At 31.5% G+C, this 18173-nt stretch carries 16 protein-coding genes and 1 pseudogene; 6 read left to right on the top strand and 11 right to left on the bottom strand.

Features of this window, described 5'->3' with window-relative positions; all coding sequences use genetic code 11:
• Nucleotides 1-82: 82 nt before the first annotated feature.
• A complete protein-coding gene (locus QWY99_RS17055) occupies nt 83-547 on the bottom strand; it encodes a hypothetical protein (RefSeq protein ID WP_290266930.1) in 465 nt (154 codons plus the stop codon).
• Nucleotides 548-585: 38 nt separating this feature from the next.
• Nucleotides 586-1161: a hypothetical protein gene (locus QWY99_RS17050; protein WP_290266929.1), complete on the bottom strand. Its 576-nt coding sequence runs from the start codon at nt 1159-1161 to the stop codon at nt 586-588.
• A 257-nt stretch (nt 1162-1418) separates the two neighbouring features.
• On the opposite strand from QWY99_RS17050, the pseudogene QWY99_RS22285 reads away from it, so the two are divergent.
• Nucleotides 1419-2476: pseudogene (locus QWY99_RS22285) on the top strand (serine hydrolase domain-containing protein).
• A gap of 61 nt (nt 2477-2537) precedes the next feature.
• Here the strand turns inward: QWY99_RS22285 and QWY99_RS17035 are convergent.
• Both QWY99_RS17035 and QWY99_RS17030 read right to left on the bottom strand, forming a co-directional pair.
• A complete protein-coding gene (locus QWY99_RS17035) occupies nt 2538-3728 on the bottom strand; it encodes a pyridoxal phosphate-dependent aminotransferase (RefSeq protein WP_290266927.1) in 1191 nt (396 codons plus the stop codon).
• A gap of 72 nt (nt 3729-3800) precedes the next feature.
• The gene (locus QWY99_RS17030; RefSeq protein WP_290266926.1) at nt 3801-4898 is read right to left on the bottom strand and encodes a fatty acid desaturase family protein; all 1098 of its coding nucleotides are present in this window, start codon (nt 4896-4898) and stop codon (nt 3801-3803) included.
• Between the two features lie 107 nt (nt 4899-5005).
• Here QWY99_RS17030 and rsmG point away from each other — a divergent pair, with 107 nt between their 5' ends.
• The 4 genes from rsmG to QWY99_RS17010 all read left to right on the top strand — a co-directional run bounded on the left by rsmG (nt 5006) and on the right by QWY99_RS17010 (nt 9064).
• Entirely contained in the window at nt 5006-5635 is a 630-nt protein-coding gene (gene rsmG, locus QWY99_RS17025) for a 16S rRNA (guanine(527)-N(7))-methyltransferase RsmG (RefSeq protein ID WP_290266925.1), read from the top strand.
• 149 nt (nt 5636-5784) lie between these two features.
• Nucleotides 5785-7200 (top strand): alkaline phosphatase, encoded by a 1416-nt coding sequence (locus QWY99_RS17020; protein WP_290268242.1) that lies wholly within the window; start codon nt 5785-5787, stop codon nt 7198-7200.
• A gap of 163 nt (nt 7201-7363) precedes the next feature.
• Nucleotides 7364-7756, top strand: coding sequence for a hypothetical protein (locus tag QWY99_RS17015; protein WP_290266924.1), 393 nt, complete (start codon nt 7364-7366; stop codon nt 7754-7756).
• Nucleotides 7757-7915: 159 nt separating this feature from the next.
• Nucleotides 7916-9064, top strand: a complete 1149-nt coding sequence (locus QWY99_RS17010) for a virulence RhuM family protein (protein WP_290266923.1) — start codon at nt 7916-7918, stop codon at nt 9062-9064.
• 59 nt (nt 9065-9123) lie between these two features.
• Here the strand turns inward: QWY99_RS17010 and QWY99_RS17005 are convergent, their stop codons facing one another.
• Genes QWY99_RS17005 through QWY99_RS16995 form a run of 3 tightly spaced genes read right to left on the bottom strand, consistent with a single transcriptional unit; the run spans nt 9124 to nt 12150 of the window.
• Nucleotides 9124-9822, bottom strand: coding sequence for a LytR/AlgR family response regulator transcription factor (locus QWY99_RS17005; RefSeq protein WP_290266922.1), 699 nt, complete (start codon nt 9820-9822; stop codon nt 9124-9126).
• A 59-nt stretch (nt 9823-9881) separates the two neighbouring features.
• A complete protein-coding gene (locus QWY99_RS17000; protein ID WP_290266921.1) occupies nt 9882-11051 on the bottom strand; it encodes an alpha/beta fold hydrolase in 1170 nt (389 codons plus the stop codon).
• 46 nt (nt 11052-11097) lie between these two features.
• The gene (locus tag QWY99_RS16995) at nt 11098-12150 is read right to left on the bottom strand and encodes a sensor histidine kinase (RefSeq protein ID WP_290266920.1); all 1053 of its coding nucleotides are present in this window, start codon (nt 12148-12150) and stop codon (nt 11098-11100) included.
• Between the two features lie 314 nt (nt 12151-12464).
• Between QWY99_RS16995 and QWY99_RS16990 the strand changes: the two genes are divergently transcribed.
• A complete protein-coding gene (locus QWY99_RS16990; protein WP_290266919.1) occupies nt 12465-13553 on the top strand; it encodes an NHL repeat-containing protein in 1089 nt (362 codons plus the stop codon).
• A 75-nt stretch (nt 13554-13628) separates the two neighbouring features.
• Here QWY99_RS16990 and QWY99_RS16985 read toward each other — a convergent pair whose 3' ends face one another.
• The 4 genes from QWY99_RS16985 to QWY99_RS16970 form a co-directional block, all read right to left on the bottom strand.
• Nucleotides 13629-14357, bottom strand: a complete 729-nt coding sequence (locus QWY99_RS16985) for a hypothetical protein (RefSeq protein WP_290266918.1) — start codon at nt 14355-14357, stop codon at nt 13629-13631.
• A gap of 294 nt (nt 14358-14651) precedes the next feature.
• Nucleotides 14652-16280 (bottom strand): L-glutamate gamma-semialdehyde dehydrogenase, encoded by a 1629-nt coding sequence (pruA, locus tag QWY99_RS16980; protein WP_290268240.1) that lies wholly within the window; start codon nt 16278-16280, stop codon nt 14652-14654.
• 153 nt (nt 16281-16433) lie between these two features.
• Nucleotides 16434-16820 (bottom strand): Co2+/Mg2+ efflux facilitator ApaG/CorD, encoded by a 387-nt coding sequence (gene apaG / locus QWY99_RS16975; protein ID WP_129540919.1) that lies wholly within the window; start codon nt 16818-16820, stop codon nt 16434-16436.
• A gap of 80 nt (nt 16821-16900) precedes the next feature.
• Nucleotides 16901-18154, bottom strand: a complete 1254-nt coding sequence (locus QWY99_RS16970) for a type IX secretion system plug protein (RefSeq protein WP_290266917.1) — start codon at nt 18152-18154, stop codon at nt 16901-16903.
• Nucleotides 18155-18173 lie beyond the last annotated feature (19 nt).

The raw sequence follows: 18173 nt of genomic DNA, 5'->3' as shown, positions 1-18173 counted from the left end.
TTATTTGAGATTGCTAGTGCTGAGGTGATTTTTTTTGAAATTGTTGACTTATATAGAATGAAGAGATTTAAGGGGTTATACGCTACTGGTGTAATTGGTTGTATGTATCTCTTTCGTTCTCGTAAAAATAAAATTTAATTCCAGTTTGTTTTACCTCAATATCGAAATCACGTTTGATTAGGAAATTTGTTTCAAAAATTGTCGAAAATACTACTTGAATGCTAACCAGCAATACTGCAATGATATACAACACAAAGGACAATGATTTTTTAAATTTTATTTCAGAGAAGTATCTATTTAGGGCTAATAATATTGTTACTATAACTAAAAAATAAACCAATAGATCAAAAAGAAGTTCCATTATAAAATATTGTTCTGCCATTGAAGTGTGAAACGCTGGAGATTTATAGATTAAAGGGAATCCATATGCAATACAATTGCTTGCATCAACAACTTGAACTATCCACCATTTTGTTAAAAGTATAAACAAGATGATTGTTAATGGAACTGCTAGATTTAATATTGCCTTTGAATTAATTTTTGCCATTATTCTAAAAGTTAATTATTCTAGCTATTTTTTTTGCATTACCATTTCACAGGGAAAGTAAAGCCTATGGCTGCTGCTCCTGAAAATTGTTCTGCAGCTGATGTATAATAATATGTAAATGCCACATCGAAATTATTTTTGCGACCTAACGCTAAACCAATACTGAAAGGTACATGCGTCAATAGTCCCTTCTTTTTTATTGCAGTTAATGGTGTATAGGTTTCAAATGAGCCAATAGAAGCACCAATACCAATCTCGAAATATGGAGCAACCCATGGTAGAGGTGCACAAATACGGGCTTTTCCACCAATTAAAAAAGCATTAGTTGTTACTTTGTAATCAAGTTGGTTATGTTGATTGGAATTTTGATTGGTCGATGTTAAAATAAGTCCAGCATAAGGTCTTAAGTTGAACCATTTGGTTAAACCAAATACATATTCTCCTTGTGCATAAAAACCAGTGCCACCTATGTCAGTTTCGTCATAAGAGGACGTCAGTCCTAGGCCTACTGCAACATTAATAAATTCGCCTTTTCTTGGTTGGGCTTTAGTCAGATTAGAAGAAAATGTTATGAAAATTATAATGATAAATATTTTTTGGAATAGAGAGGTCATGATTAAATAGTTTTTGGTTTGTAATGTTTTGTTAAGACTACTGTTTTTAACTAATTACGATTGAGTTTTTTTAAGTGGTATTTTTTTGTTGGCTAAAATACTAATAAAATAATCTAAAAAGCAAGGTTTTTTTGAAAAGAGATGTTATGAATTTTGAATTCATAATTTTTGATATACCATGTTTTGTGCCTTTTTTTTGTAACCTAAAGAGTTATAATGTCGTCAGAAGAAATAGCAATCATTAAATTAATAATCAAATGAAATTAGTTCTTAGAATTTTTACAGTGCTATTTTTAATATTTGATTCTGTTGTTTTTTCTCAAACTTTAGAGAATCGAATAGATAGATTGTTGAACGAAAAATTTAAGTCAGAAACACCTGGTGGCGTTTTTTTAGTTGCGAAAGGAGGTAAAGCAATATATAGGAAAGCTTTTGGAATGGCTAACTTGGAATTGAATGTCAAAATGCAACCAGATTTTGTTTTTGAAATAGGCTCAATGACCAAGCAATTTACAGCAGTTTCAATTTTGATGTTAGTCGAACAGGGTAAGCTTAAATTAGATGATGAAATCACCAAGTTTATCCCCGATTATCCTACTAATGGAAATGGTATTACAATACATCATTTACTAACACATACATCAGGAATTAAGGATTTTACAAGTATGAAATCAATTAAAAATATTGCTAGAAGTGATTTGTCGCCTAAAGAATTAGTTGATTTTTTTAAGAATGAACCAGTAGATTTAAACCCGGGGAACAATTTAAATATTGCAATTCAGGTTATGTTTTATTAGGATATATTATTGAGATTGCATCGGGACAAACGTATCAAGAATTTGTGAATCAGAATATTTTTGCGAAGTTAGGAATGACGAATACTTATTACGCAAGCCATGAGAAAGTAATAAAAAACAGGGTTTCAGGTTATCGAGATAAAGAGGGATATGTAAATGCTACTTATATTAGTTTTTCTATTCCTTATGCTTCGGGTTCAATAATGTCAAATGTAGATGATATGTTAAAATGGCAAAATGCAATAGATGCTAATGTATTGCTTAATCCTATTACTACCGAAAAAGTATTCACGAATTATAAATTAAATAATAGTGCTAATATTGATTACGGATATGGATGGCATATAAAAGAGTTGAATGGGGAACTTGTGCGCGAGCATGGAGGTAGTATTTTTGGCTTTAAATCTATGGGAGTTTATGAACCAACAGAGCAGATTTATGTAATAGGTTTGAGTAATTGTGATTGCAATTCTCCAACCACGCTTACAAGAGATATAGCGTCTTTATTGGTTAATTAGAAGAATAAAAAAAGCCTCAAGAAAATTCCTGAGGCTTTGATCTATATAATTTGAATCTTGATTAAGCAGTTAAAGCTTCTTTGATTCTGCGTAAAGCTTCTTTTAAGATGTCTTCGCTTGTTGCATAAGAAAAACGAATACAGTTTGGATTCCCAAAAGCATCACCTGTTACAGTTGCTACGTTAGCTTCTCCTAAAAGATACATTGATAAATCATTTGCGTCTTTAATTTCTGTTCCTTTTAATGTTTTTCCGAAGAAAGAAGAAACGTCTGGGAAAACGTAAAAAGCTCCTTCAGGAACGTTGATTTTTACACCAGGAATTTCTTTTAATAATCCAACCACTAAATCTCTACGACCGTGGAAAGCCTTAACCATGTGGTTTAATACACTTGGGTCAGCATCTACAGCAGTAATTGTAGCGCGTTGTGCTACAGAGTTTGCTCCAGAAGTTACTTGTCCTTGAATTTTTGTACATGCTTTTGCAATAAATTCAGGAGCTCCAATATAACCAATTCTGTATCCTGTCATTGCAAATGCTTTTGCAACTCCGTTTACAGTGATTGTTTTTTCTAACATTCCTGGGATTGAACCGATGCTACAGAAAGTACCTGAGAAATTGATGTGCTCATAAATTTCGTCGGCAACTACGTATATATTTGGGTGTTTTTCTAAGACTTTTGCAAGAGCAGTTAATTCCTCTCTGCTATAAACAGATCCAGAAGGATTACAAGGAGAACTGAACCACATCATTTTTGTTTTTGGTGTGATAGCTGCTTCTAATTGCTCAGGTGTAATTTTAAAATCAGTATCTACAGATGTTGGAACTTCAACAGGAACTCCACCAGAAAGTTTAACGATTTCGAAATAAGAAACCCAGTAAGGTGCAGGTAAAATAACCTCGTCACCATCGTTAAGCATTACTTGTGCAATGTTGTATAAAGATTGTTTTGCTCCTGTAGAAACAACAATTTGTGATGGTTTGTAATCTAATCCGTTATCTCTTTTGAATTTTTTGCAGATAGCCTCTCTCAATTCTAAATATCCTTCTACTGGAGAGTATGTGCTATAATTTTCGTCAACTGCTTTTTTTACTGCTTCTTTAATGAAATCAGGTGTGTTAAAATCAGGCTCACCTAAACTTAAACTGATAATGTCTTTTCCTTGGGCTTTTAATTCGCGTGCCAAAGCAGCCATTGCTAAAGTTTGTGATGTCGCAAGGTTGTTGATTCTGTCTGAAAGAATATGGTTCATTATAAAATTTTTGAATGTCCTCAACTCTAACTGTAATTGAGGAGGGTTAATTATTAGTAGTTATTTTTTAGTTTAAGCAGATAATCCTGGTTTCATACCTAACTCACGCAAATGTTTAAAGTGAGCAACAATAGCACTTCCCATTGTTTTGTATTCGTAGTAAGGCAAGTTGCATTCATTTGCAGTCTCTTTTACAATTTTTGCAATTTTCCCATAATGAATGTGACATATGTTTGGAAAAATGTGATGCTCGATTTGGTGATTTAATCCCCCAGTATACCAATTTACAATAGCATTTTTAGGAGCAAAATTGGTTGTAGTAAATAATTGGTGAATTGCCCAAGTGTTGTCCATTTCTCCTAATTCATTTGGAGATGGATTTGTAGTTTCTTCTACAACGTGTGCCAATTGAAACACGATGCTTAAAATTAATCCAGCTGTATAGTGCATTACAAAAAATCCGATAAGTACTTTCCACCATGTAATTCCAATCAAGATTGGTAAAACAATCCAAATTGATACATATATGACTTTAGTTATAATTAGAGTTGTCCAAAGAATTTTCGGGTTTTTTGGTTCACCATAAGATAGTTTTCTTTTTAAGTAGTTACGCATTTGCTTAAAATCAGTTGTGATTGCCCAATTAAAAGTCAATAAACCATATAAGAAAACAGAATAATAATGTTGAAAACGGTGAAATTTATGCCATTCTGCGTGTTTTGTAAAACGTATAATTCTTCCAGCATCAAGATCTTCATCATGCCCAGGAATATTTGTATAAGTATGGTGTAAAACATTATGTTGTACTTGCCAGTTGTAAACATTTCCTGCTAGAACGTAAATTGTTCCCCCCATGAATTTATTAATCCAGTTTTTATTAGAAAAAGAACCATGATTACCATCATGCATTACATTCATTCCAATACCAGCCATTCCGATACCAATTACAATTGATAATAGAAGCATTACCCAAAATGGCATGTTAAGTGTAAGGATTAAAAAATAAGGAGTTAAAAAAACAGCAAAAAGTATAACTGCTTTTAAGTGTAATTTCCAGTTTCCAGTTTTCTGAATATTATTTTCTTTAAAGTAATTGTTAACCCGTGAGTTAAGTGTTCTGAAAAATTTCAGATTGTCTTGTCTTGCAAAAGTAGGCGCAGTGTTATTCATAATGAAATTAAATAGTTTTCAAAGATAATTATTATAAATTTTCATTTTGCAAAATTGAGTTAAATATTTCAATCGTAAAGTAGTACTTTTGTTAAAAAAATAGAACAATGGACGAGATATTGAAATATTTTCCTGATTTGACCGAACTTCAAATCGAACAATTTCAAAAATTAGACTTTTTATATCACGATTGGAATGAAAAAATCAATGTTATTTCTAGAAAAGACATTGATTCCTTATATACAAAACACATTTTACATTCGTTAGGGATTGCAAAAATCATGAAATTTGAACCAGGAACTTATGTTCTTGATGTGGGGACTGGTGGTGGATTTCCGGGTATTCCTCTGGCGATACTTTTTCCTGAAACTCGTTTTCATTTAATTGATGTTATCGCTAAAAAGATAAAAGTAGTTCAAGGTGTTGTAGATGCTTTGGATTTAAAGAATGTAAAAGCAGAACAGCTTCGTGCTGAAAATGTAAAGGGCGATTTTGATTTTATCGTAAGTCGTGCTGTAACTAATATGCCTGATTTTGTTTCTTGGATTAAAGATAAAATCAAGAAAAAACACAAGCACGAACTTAAAAACGGAATCTTATATCTTAAAGGAGGAGACTTAACCGAAGAGTTGAAAGATTTCCCTAAAGCTACAGAATACAATTTGACTGATTTCTTTGAAGATGAATTTTTTGAAACAAAAAAAGTAGTTCACTTGCCTTTAAAGTTTACAGTTTAAATTTTCTTAATACGATTTACTATAAAACCCTGTCATATATATGATGGGGTTTTGTGTTTTTATGACGATAATTGGTATGATAACACAAAGATAATTTTGTTGCTAAGTGTATTTTTTTATCTTTGAAACACTTACAAAACAAAGTAATGATGGATAGAAGGAAGTTTTTTAGAAATGGCTCTTTATTTACAATTGGAGCAGCAGTTATGAATCCGTTTCAGGGTTCGGCTAATATCTTGGATTTAGAATCAGTTAATAAAAACAAGAAAGCCAAAAATATTATTCTTTTAGTTAGTGATGGGATGAGTACAGGTACTCTAAACATGGCTGATTTGTACTTAAACAGAAAAACAGGAAAAGGATCCAATTGGATTCAGTTATATAAAGACAATAGAGTTTCGAGAGCGCTAATGGATACAGCTTCGGCTAATTCTATTGTGACCGATTCATCAGCTGCTAGTTCTTCGTGGGGAGGTGGTTTTAGAGTAAACAATGGAGTGCTTAATGTTAGTCCTCAAGGAGAACCACATTTACCGATTTGGCAAAAATTCAAGAAATCAGGTAAAATGGCTGGTTGTGTAACTACGGTTCCAATAACGCATGCAACTCCTGCTGGTTTTTGCGTAAATAGTAAGAGTAGAAATGCTCAGGACGATATCGCTGAACAATACTTAGACCTTGGTTTTGATGTTATGATGGGGGGAGGTTCAAATTATTTTAAACCAGAAGTAAGAAAAGACAAAAAAGACATGTATGCTGCTTTTAGAGCCAAAGGATATCAGGTTGTGAATACTCGCTCTGATATGGAAGCAGCTTCTAATTCTAAACCTATTTTAGGAGTGTTTTCAGAAGATGGTCTTCCGTATTATGTAGATAGAAATAGTGATGAAAATCTTAAGAAAACAATTCCAAGTTTAGCCGAAATGGCTCAGAAAGCGATTGACAGAATGAAAGACCATAAAAATGGTTTTGTTTTGCAAATAGAAAGCGGAAAGGTTGATTGGGCTGCTCATGGTAATGATATTGCAGGTTTGATTAATGATCAAATTGAGTTTGATGAAGCAGTAAAAATTGCAATTGATTTTGCTGAAAAAGACAAAGAAACGTTGGTCATTATTACTACAGATCACGGAAATGCTAATCCAGGGATTATTTATGGTAAATACGCCAATGAGAATTTTGATAGTATTCAGAAATATACGCAGACTAACGAATGGATTTTAAATCAAATTAAACCAGATTCTTCTATTTCGCAAGTAAAAGAAATTATTGAAAAGGCTAACGGACATTCGGTTTCTGATGATGATGCAAAAACAGTTTTGAGTTATTATGATGGATTGCATAAGGAAGATGGATTGTACAATTACAAAAAATTACCCTATAAAGCGTTTGCAGAAATGCAGGGTAAAATAAATTCTGTAGGTTGGATCAGTATGGATCACTCTGCTGATTATGTCGAATTGGCAATGTTTGGCCCAGGAAGCGAACTTTTAAAGCCTTTTGTGAAAAATACAGATTTACATTATTTGATGTTACAAGCTGCTGAGGTAGAGAATAAGTTTTAATTTACTTCACAAAAAGAAACAAACCCCACTAATTTCAGAATCGCCTGAAGTTTGTGGGGTTTTGCTATTTGATTTTATTTAGTGATGTATTATTTTACACTAAGTAACTCAGGTTTTGGTGTAAATAAGTTCTATATTTGTTTTGCAATTAAATGTAATCGCCATGATCCCCCAAGATTTTAAATCGACTTTAGACCTAATTAAAGCATTTCCAGATGAGCAAAAATGTATTGATCACTTGGAAGCTTTGCGTTGGGATGGTAACGTAATAAGTCCTTTTGATGCTTCATCAAAGGTATATGTTTGTAAAAGCAATAAGTACAAATGCAAAAATACTGGGAAGTATTTCAACGTTAAAACCGATACCTTATTTGATAATACTAAAATGGAATTACAAAAATGGTTTCTTGCTATTTATTTGGTTACTTCTCATAAAAAAGGAATTTCGTCTTTACAATTAGGACGTGATTTAAGTATCACTCAAAAATCAGCGTGGTTTATGTTGCAAAGGATTAAAAAATGTTTCGGTATTGAAAACAACAACGAATTAGATTAAGTAGTTGTGAGAGAGATAGAACTTATGTAAATGGCAAAAGATAAAACTGAAACAATTGAGCGGTAATTTAAAAACTAATGTAATTACGTGTTTGTTCTTTAGTATTCTAATTTATTACTTTCAAATTCAAATAATCATTCAACTTATAAAATGTAATTAATGTATAATTCGGAAAAAGACACAAAATTCATGTTTTATTCTTCTAGTGAAGGTAATACAAGTATAAAGGTTATTTTGGATGAAGAAAATCAAACAGTTTGGGTGTCTCAAAATAGCATGGGTGAAATTTTTGAAACTACTAAACAAAATATCAGTTATCACTTAAGTAATATATATGATGAAGGAGAACTGAACAAATTTGCAACTGTCAAAGAAATCTTGACAGTTCAATTAGAAGGTTCAAGAAATGTTCAAAGAAATATAGAGTTTTATAATTTAGATGCTATAATATCTGTTGGATATAGAGTAAATTCTCAAAAAGCTACTTTGTTTAGAATATGGGCTACATCAATCTTAAAGGAATATCTAATAAAAGGCTTTGCATTAGATGATGATAGGCTAAAACAGGGCAAAAATCTATTTGGGAAGGATTATTTTGAAGAATTATTAGAGCGTATAAGAGAAATACGTGCCAGCGAAAGAAGGTTTTATCAAAAAATAACGGACTTGTATGCAACAGCATCAGATTATGATTCTAAAGCAAAAATAACTAGTACTTTTTTTGCTACTGTTCAAAATAAATTAGAGTTTGCAATAACAAATCATACCGCGTCTGAAATAATAAAGCTAAGAGCTAACTCAGAAAATCCAAATATGGGTTTAACTACGTGGAAAAACTCTAAAAGTGGAGGGAAAATTCTAAAAACCGATGTAGGTGTTGCTAAAAACTACCTTACTGAAGATGAAATATCAGAACTAAATAGAATAGTGACTATGTATCTTGATTATGCTGAAAATCAAGCGAAAAAAGGCAAAATAATGACAATGAAAGAATGGTCTGGAAAGTTAGATGCATTTCTTGATTTTAATGATTATGACCTTTTAAAGGATGCAGGAAAAATAAAAACAGATGTTGCTAAAAAATTTGCTGAGAAAGAATATGAAAAATTTAGAGTAGTACAAGATATTGAATACAAATCTGATTTTGATAAAGTTGTTGAAAGTATCAGAAGTACAGGTGTATTACCTAAAGAAATTGATTCGGTTAGTATGAATCCTTTAGCTACAAAAGCAATTAAACAATTATCAGATTTTGACCAAAAACTTAAAAAGGGGTTAGACTTCAATCCAAAAGTAGATAAAGAATAAAAAAATCCCGAAGTGATTCGGGATTAATTTTATCAAATCTGCTTAAAATTATATGATAGTTACCTAATTTTATTTAGATACAGTAGCCAATTTTCTTTATAGCTACTTCCTATTGGTATTTCTATTGTGTTTATCTCGACTTCATTTTTAGTGTAAGCAGTTAGTTTTTTTGTTTGAATAATAAAAGAGCGGTGCACTCGAACAAAATTTGAATCTAGTACTTTTTCGAAAGTAGAAATGTTCTGTTTAAGATGATGTGATATTCCATTTTCAAGATGAATCGTGATGTAATCTTTTAGACTTTCTATATATAAAATATCTTCAAAAATTATCTTGATATTTCTATTCCCACTTGATACAAAAATATGATTTTCCGGATTTGCTTTTTCTTCTTTTCTTGGAGCTTGTAATTGTTTAAACTTCTCTATTGAAACAAAAAAACGGTCAAAAGTAATTGGTTTTAAAAGGTAATCAATAACATTGAGCTCGTATCCTTCGATGGCATATTCGCGATAAGCAGTTGTAAATATTACTTTGGGTGGATTTTTTAGTTTCTTTAAAAAATCATTTCCTTTTAACAGTGGCATTTCAATATCAAGGAATAATAAATCAACAGTATTTGTTTCTAAAAATGTATAGGCTTTTAATGCGTTTTCAAATGAATCGACTAGTTCAAAATTATCAAAATTAGTGAGATGAGATGCAATTAACTCTCTAGCCAAAGGTTCGTCGTCGACAATAATGCATTTATATTTCATTTGAAAGTTTTATATTTAATAGATGTAATTTTAATCTATTTGTTTATAATCTAGTCTATTTATTTTGTTGTTTCTTTTACAATGCGTTCTAAAACTTCTTTGCCGTTTGTGTTCTCAGGATTAAGAGCAATAGATTTTTTATACATAGCAATAGCTTCTTCTTTTTTATTAATTTTCAATAAAGCTTCGCCATAGCTATCATACGCATTTGAGCTTTTAGGATTCAATAATACATTAAGTTTGAATACTTCGGTTGCTTTTTCATTTTCATTTTTGCGTAATAATTCGTATCCCCAATTATTTAGGTCGTCTTCGGAATTATTGTACGCTAATTGCTCTTTTTTGCCTTCGTTAAAAGATTGAATTGCGTATTGTAAAGTGCGCTCTTGAATCTCTGTTTTTTGTTTAGAATCATTGTCATACATTTTAGCAATCGTAGTGATTACTAATTGAGGATTGTCGATCCAGATAGCATGACCACAACCGTAAGCAGTTATACTGGTAACGTTAGAATTGTTTGCAGCATATTTTTTATGACACTCTTTCCAACGTTCAATTTCTTCAGGTGTTTTTAAAAAAGGAATTTCGTTGACAAAATCAATAACAGGAATGTTTTGAGGTATCGACAACTTACTCATTGTTTTTACAGTTTCGACGATAGTTGCCGACATATAATAAATGCCTTTGTTGGTTTTTTTCCATTGCGGTATAAGCTTGTCTTGAGTAGCAAGTACTTTTTCAATGTAGCCATCTTCATAATAGTTGTGGTTAACGTCAATTAAAATAACACCTTTAATAAGTTTGGGATGTCTTGTAGCATAAAGAGTTGAGAGATAGCCACCATAAGAATGTGAGACTAACATGATTTCTTTGTCATAGCCAAGTTTTTTTAGACCGATTTCTAAATCTTCTACACTGCTTATAATTCCGTTTTTCAAATCATCTGTTTGTAAAGTATCAATAGTACTTGTGCCAAAACCAGCTCTGTCATATGTTATTAAAGTTGCATCTGTTAATTCGGAAATAGGCTTTAGAATCGAATTCCATACAGAACCATCATTCCCTCCACCTGCATCAAAAAGGATAGGTGTGCCTTTCCCTTTTACGATCTTAAAATGAATACGGTGCTTACCGACATCGACCAAAGTGTCAATAGTTTTAGATTGGCTATTTGCAGTAATAAAACAGAGAACAAAAAAAAGACTAACAATGATGGATTGTTTTTTCATAAAATTTGAAATGATTAGTTTTTGGTAGTAAGTTGATTCAAGAATGTTAAAGAGTAAGAACAAGTTTAACGGTATAGGTATTTTGTGTTTCTTCTATTTCTAATTGATGTTTTTTTGGATATAATAAATCCAATTGTTTTCGGACGTTTTCTAATCCGATTTTTGATTTATCTGAAATTACTGTACTATCATTTTGAGGTTTTGTATTCTCTATGCTAAAAATAATTTGTCCTTTTTTACTCTCTAAATTCAGCTTAATGTTGGCTTTTTCAGTCTCATTAATAACACCATGTTTAAAAGCATTTTCTATAAACGTTAATATGATAAGTGGCGAAATTTTATTGCTTTCCTGAATGTTTTTGGTAAACGAAATATTTAATCTGTTTTCGCTATAGCGGAGTTTTTCCAAAGCAATATAATTTTCGATTAAGGCAATTTCTTTTTCAATAGAAACATAATCTTCATTGCAACGGTATAAAACAAAGTCTAAAATTTCAGATAATTTAGCAATTACTTCAGGTGCTTTGTCATCCTTTTTCAGTGTTAGTGTATATAGATTATTTAAAGTATTGAATAGGAAATGAGGGTTCAGTTGATTCTTCAATACTTTTAATTCCATTGATTTTTTTTCTTCCTCTAATTTTAAAAGGCGTTGTTGCTTGCGGTTAAAACTTATAAAGCCTAAAATGATAATAGGGTAAGTGATAAAAGAAAATTCTCTAAAGATCAATTTAAATGAAGTTAATCTTTCGGGAATCGACATTTTATGTCCAAGCCAATCATCAAAGAAACCAGGGAATTTTGGCTCTAGGTAATAGAATTTAAAAATCATTAAAAGAGCAAAAACAAAATAGAGCCAACTTGTCGCAAAAAGTATAAAAAGTAAATATTTCTTTCGATTAAGTGTCTTGGGGATAATCCAATAAATTAATCCGTAAGCAGCAGTTGCTTGCGCTAAAATTTTCCACACATAAACAAACGTAAAATCATAATAAGAATCATTATCTGACTTTCCATTGACGTATAGTAGCAAAAAGGAAATCCAATAGATACAGTGTAAAAGGATCCTTTTTAGGTCGATATTTTTTAAAAATTGCATTATAATGTTTTAAGAGGGAACAAGATAATAAAATATAAAAGTCTGCTTTGTTCTTTGCTTTAAATAAAGTGTTATCACACCTAAAAACAGTGTTTGAGCATACGAATGATGTATTTTTTCAGTATCGATTATTTGAATGCTAAAACCGGGTTTTCAATTGCGCAATAAATAACAAATTGGTACTGTAATTATATTCGCTTTAAATATATAAATCATGATGAAACTGATTCTTCTCTTCGCAATATTTTTAGTAAATGCACTAAAAAGGATACTGTTTTAAATAATCTCAAAAGCAACAATTAAACCATAACAAAATGAAGAAAATGATTAAAAATGCAATTGGTATTCTGATTTTAATGAATACTGTAAATTTATTTTCACAAGAAGACAAACAACAGATTGTTTATAGTGAGGATTTTAAAATGATTAAACCAACTTTGTTTGCTGATCTGGGCGAAACTTGTCAAACTCCCGATGGGCTAGCATTAGATAAAAAAGGGAATCTGTATTTGTCAATCACAAATCCAGTTACGTTTGAAAAGCATGGGAGTAAAATTTTAACTTTTGATGAAAATGATAAGCCAATAACATGGTTTGATCAATTACCATTGCATCCTATTACGAAGAAAGTACATCCTATGGGAATGGAATTTGGTCCTGATGGAAATTTATATTTAATGGATAATCAGTTTTTTACGGATAACGAAAATTTCTCTAGATTAATAAGAGTTGTAGTTGAGAATGGCAAACCTAAATACGCTGAGGTTTTGGTTGAGGGATTTAATTTTGGTGAAGCTGTAAGATGGTATAAAGATAGAGTTTGTGTTACAGATGCTCTTTTTGAGAATAGAAGAGAAAGCGGAATTTATAGTTTTTCGTTGAAGGAATTAAACTCGGGTAAAATAATTTTGGATAAGAATACAAAACCAAATTACCTAGTAACGACATTTACCCTTAAGCCAGAAATAACTAAAAGAACGATTGGTATTGATGGAATTGCTTTTGATAAAAAAGGGGATTTATATGCAGGGAATTTTGGAGACGGTGTAATTACAAAGCTTGAATTTACAAAAGATGGAAAGCTTAAATCTAAAAAGGTTGTTTTTGATTCAGATAAATTAAAATGTTGTGATGGTTTTTTTTATGATGAGAAAAGAAATTCAATTTTCATTGCCAATTACGACAATAATAGTGTTCATCAGTTGGACTTGAATGCAAATAAAATGTATCTAATTTGGGAAAATGATAATGCAGATGGTTCAGACGGACAATTGGATAATCCGTGTGAAACAATCATTTATAAAGGAAAATTATTAGTTGTAAATTATGATACTTTTGAAGGGAAAAAGAATACTGAGATAGATTCTTTTCATACGATTTCTAGTTTTGAATTAGAAAAATAGACTTAGTTTAAAAAAAGAAAACTCACAAGTTTTAATAAATATCAAAAACTTGTGAGTTTTATTAAATGTATTGGTTTAGATGGCTTCTTTAGGTGAACATAAAAAAGGGTTTATCTCGTAATCTAAACTTGCAACAAAATTTTTAATTGCAATTTCAGATGATTTTGCTGAGTACTCGTAAAGAGGATCAAAGAAAAAATCTCGACATATTACAGGTTCTGATGAAGGATTGTATTTTTCTTCATTACTTTTTAAATTGTCATAAGAATATTGACAAGGGAATAATAGAGTAAGGTCTTTTAAAGTAGTTTTAAGCCATTGATTAAATATTTTTTTCTTAGGTGTTATATGACGTGCTAGTAGTGCTAGTCCTACGATTTCGCTTTGAAGATAGTAGGATCCTTTTCGGCGCAAGACATCTATCATTCTAACATTCATTAATGCAACCCATAAAGGTCCGTCTACAGGTCCAGATGCAGGGGTATTCATATTTAGGTCAAAAATTAACGGTTTGGTGTATTCTGGATTTGATACTGAGCACCATAGCGCTTCGATACGAAGGTTCATTTGTTCAGATGTTTCAGTATGATCTTTATAACGCCAGTAGATCCATTCGAGTAAGGCCGCTGTTAAACCCAAAGAGGCTTTATGGCTAATGCTAGTTAATGCCATTTCTAATTTTCCATGCTTCTCTGATGGATCTATTAGTTTTTCCATTATTTTTCCGTTCCATTTAAAATCAATTGGATGATTCGTACTTTTGGCTGCACGGATAATTTTCGGCGCTTTTTCTATACTTTTCATTTTTTCTTTGTTTAATATTTAGATATAAATATTTTATTATTTTTCTCTTGAGTCTATTTGTTTGATCAAGAGTTTTCAAATTTACAGTTGTGTTTAATTTTTTCTATGTCATGATAAGTTTAAAAAATAACACGATTGGGCATTTTATTGGCTGTATGTTTTTGAAAATCAACAAAGAGAGAAAAGCATTACAAAGAACTGTGTATTTGGTAGGAAGAATTTCTTAAAAAACAAAACCCACAAGTTTCAAAATAGTTGAAGCTTGTGGGTTTTTATGGTTTTAAACTCTAGTGATTATTCTCCTAAAAATGGATATCTATAGTCTTCTGGAGTTACAAATGTTTCTTTTATTGTTCTTGGCGAAGCCCAACGCAATAAGTTTAATGCAGAACCTGCTTTGTCATTTGTTCCTGATGCTCTTGCACCACCAAATGGTTGCATTCCTACAACAGCTCCTGTTGGTTTGTCATTAATATAGAAGTTACCTGCTGCATTTTGTAATTTTGTAGTAGCTACTTCAATAGCGTAACGATCTTGACTAAATACAGCTCCAGTAAGAGCATATTCAGAAGTTGTATCAACTAATTCTAAAGTCTCTTCCCATTTTGCATCTTCATATACATAAATAGTAATTACTGGTCCGAATAATTCGGTTTCCATTGTAGCGTATTTAGGATTTGTAGTTACAATAATAGTTGGTTCAATAAAGTATCCAACTGATTTATCATAATTTCCACCAACGATTATTTCTGCATCAGCATCTTTTTTAGCTTGGTCAATAAAACTTGCTAATTTATCAAAAGAACCTTCGTGAATAACAGCAGTAATAAAATTACCAAAATCTTCTGGTGAACCCATTTTCATAGATTTCACATCAGTAATCAATTGTTCTTTTATTGTTGGCCATAAACTTTGTGGGATATAAGCTCTTGAAGCTGCAGAACATTTTTGTCCTTGAAATTCAAATGCTCCACGTACAATTCCAGTTGATACTTGTTTAGCATTAGCACTTGGATGAGCAATGATAAAATCTTTACCACCTGTTTCACCTACAATTCTTGGGTATGTTTTGTAGTGGTGAATGTTTGCACCAATTTTTGCCCAAATATCTTTGAATACATGAGTAGAACCTGTAAAGTGAACTCCTGCAAAATCACGACTTGCTAATACGGTATCAGTAATCATTAATGCATCACCAAAAACAACATTTATTACACCGTCTGGAACACCAGCTTCTTTAAATACGTCGATGATGATTTTAGTTGAGAATACTTGGCTATCACTTGGTTTCCAGATTACAACGTTACCCATCATTGCAGCACTTGCAGGAAGATTTGCAGCAATAGCAGTAAAGTTAAAAGGAGTAATTGCATAAACGAAACCTTCTAGAGGTCTGTATTCAAGACGATTCCAAGTAGTAGAATCAGATTTTGGCTGATCTGCATAAATTTGAGTCATGAACTCAACATTGTAACGTAAGAAATCAATTAATTCACATGAAGCATCAATTTCAGCTTGGTGAATGTTTTTTGATTGTCCGATCATTGTAGCTGCATTTATTCTAGCTCTGTAAGGACCAGCAATAAGTTCAGCAGCTTTTAAGAAAATAGCAGCACGTTGTTCCCATGCCATATTAGCCCATGCATCTTTTGCTTCAAGCGCATTAGCAATTGCCTTTTCTATATGTGTTTTTTCAGCTAGGTGGTAAGTTCCAACTACATGTTTGTGATCATGAGGAGCTGTAATGTTTTTAGTGTTACCAGTTTTAATCTCTTCACTTCCAATATATAAAGGAACATCAATTTTAGAGTTCCACATTGTAGTGTAAGCTGCTTGTACTGCTGCTTTTTCTGGTGAGTTTGGTGCATATCCTTTTACGGGTTCGTTTACCGCTTTAGGTACATGAAAAAATCCTTTTAGCATATTGTTTAGAATTAGATAATTAGACAAATTAACAGTCGGATAATCCATTTTATAAGAATTATCTAACGCTCTACAAAAGTACGAAGGTTAAATTAATAATCTGATAATTTTGTTATAAGTTAACTATAAAAAATATTTAGATGCAATAGAAATTTAGTTCAAAGCAAAAGGAGCACACATTCTAAAATTAGGTACTATAACTTTGAAAATTTTTGTAGTAGTAAAATTTACCATATTGAAATATCCTTTCATTGCTCCGTAAGGAGATGACAATAGACATCCTGAACTGTAAGTATGAAACTCGCCAGGTTTTAAAACTGGTTTTTTTCCTATTACGCCTTCACCATCAACTATTTCGATATCGTTAAGCGAATCGAAAATTTCCCAATGACGAGAGGTAAGTTGTACTGAATCTTTGCTATGGTTCTCAATAGTAACCACATAGCTAAAGGCAAAATGAATCTTATAGTTCTTGAAGTAAGTGCCTTCAAAACTAGTTAAAACCGATATCTTTATGCCTCTTGTTATTTGAGAAACCATACTAAAGTGTTATATATGTGCGTAATAGAAGCAAATTTACAAAAAAAAATGATTTAAAAGAATCATTTGTAAAATGTTTTTTAATTGATGATATTCAGTGAGTTAGCTGACCCTTTTCCGATAACACGATCATAACGGTCACTATTCTCACGATAATAAACCAATATGGTGTATTCATTCTCGGTTTGATAAAAATTACCATCAATTGCATTTTCAAAATCAATTACTCCCTTTTTGTCGGCTATTTGATATTGATAATTTGTAAACCCTTGTTTTATCATTATTGCTTTTTCATAGACTCCTTTTTCTGTATTGTAGTCCATTTTGTTTTCAGGAGTTAAACTGTAATTGTCGAACATTCCATTAACATAAATGTCTTTGTTGAGTCGAAAAGCAGGTGCCGAAAGTGTAAAGTAAACCCAAGCATAATCAGCTTCGATTTCATTATTTGCTGCGTTTATATTTTTTACAAGAAAGTTACCATTTATGTCTGGATAGTTGGTATAAGGAAAGTTACCTCTGGCTTGGTTGGTATATAAGTACGAGTTGTATATGTCTTTGCTCGAATCGACTCTCCCTACATTGTTACCTGCGTTACGGATGTCTTTATTCTCAAAATACAGAAATTCGTTTCCAGCCCAAAATTGAGTTTCATTATTGTATTTATATATTAAGTCATTCCCGATAGTATATTGTGGTGGAATGTTCTTTATTACTGTGTTGAAATTGCCATTTTGCATTAAAACCACTTTTACATTTTGCAACGGAGTTTGAAAGTTAAGAGCACTTGATTTTATAGAAAAATCTAAATTATGCTTATATTCAATATTGCTTACTGTTCTGCTTCTTTTTACCTGTGCAGGAACAGTTACCAAATTTTCATAAACAATGAACTTTCTGGAAAAAACAACTTCTTTATCTTCATTCAGGATTTTCAGAATATAATTACCTGTAATCAATACTTGAGTGAATTGATTAGGTAAAGAGAGTTTATAGTGTGAATAGATTTGTAATGTATTGAACGAGTTAGTGTAATTAGTGATTCTCTGACCATCAAAACCTTGTAGGTATTCTGTTTTAGGAATGTCTGATGGAATCCAATTGTAATTGCAATGTGTTATTTCGTAGTAATAATCGGCTTCATTACCAAAAAGGTCATCAAATTGTAGTTGAATCTCACTTCCTAATTCGAATATTGGAACAATATTTTGCCCGCCTTGCACAAACGAAACAGTCTTTATGTTATAAGGAGGAGCAATTTCAGATTGTACTTGGGCTGTTGCCGAAGTAAAAACAAGAAGGAGAACTATTTTTCGAAGGATAGAATTTAGCATAATATAATACGTTGCAAAA

The organism is Flavobacterium branchiarum, assembly GCF_030409845.1.
GTDB lineage: Bacteria > Bacteroidota > Bacteroidia > Flavobacteriales > Flavobacteriaceae > Flavobacterium > Flavobacterium branchiarum.
This window is presented reverse-complemented; position numbering and strand designations above follow the sequence as displayed.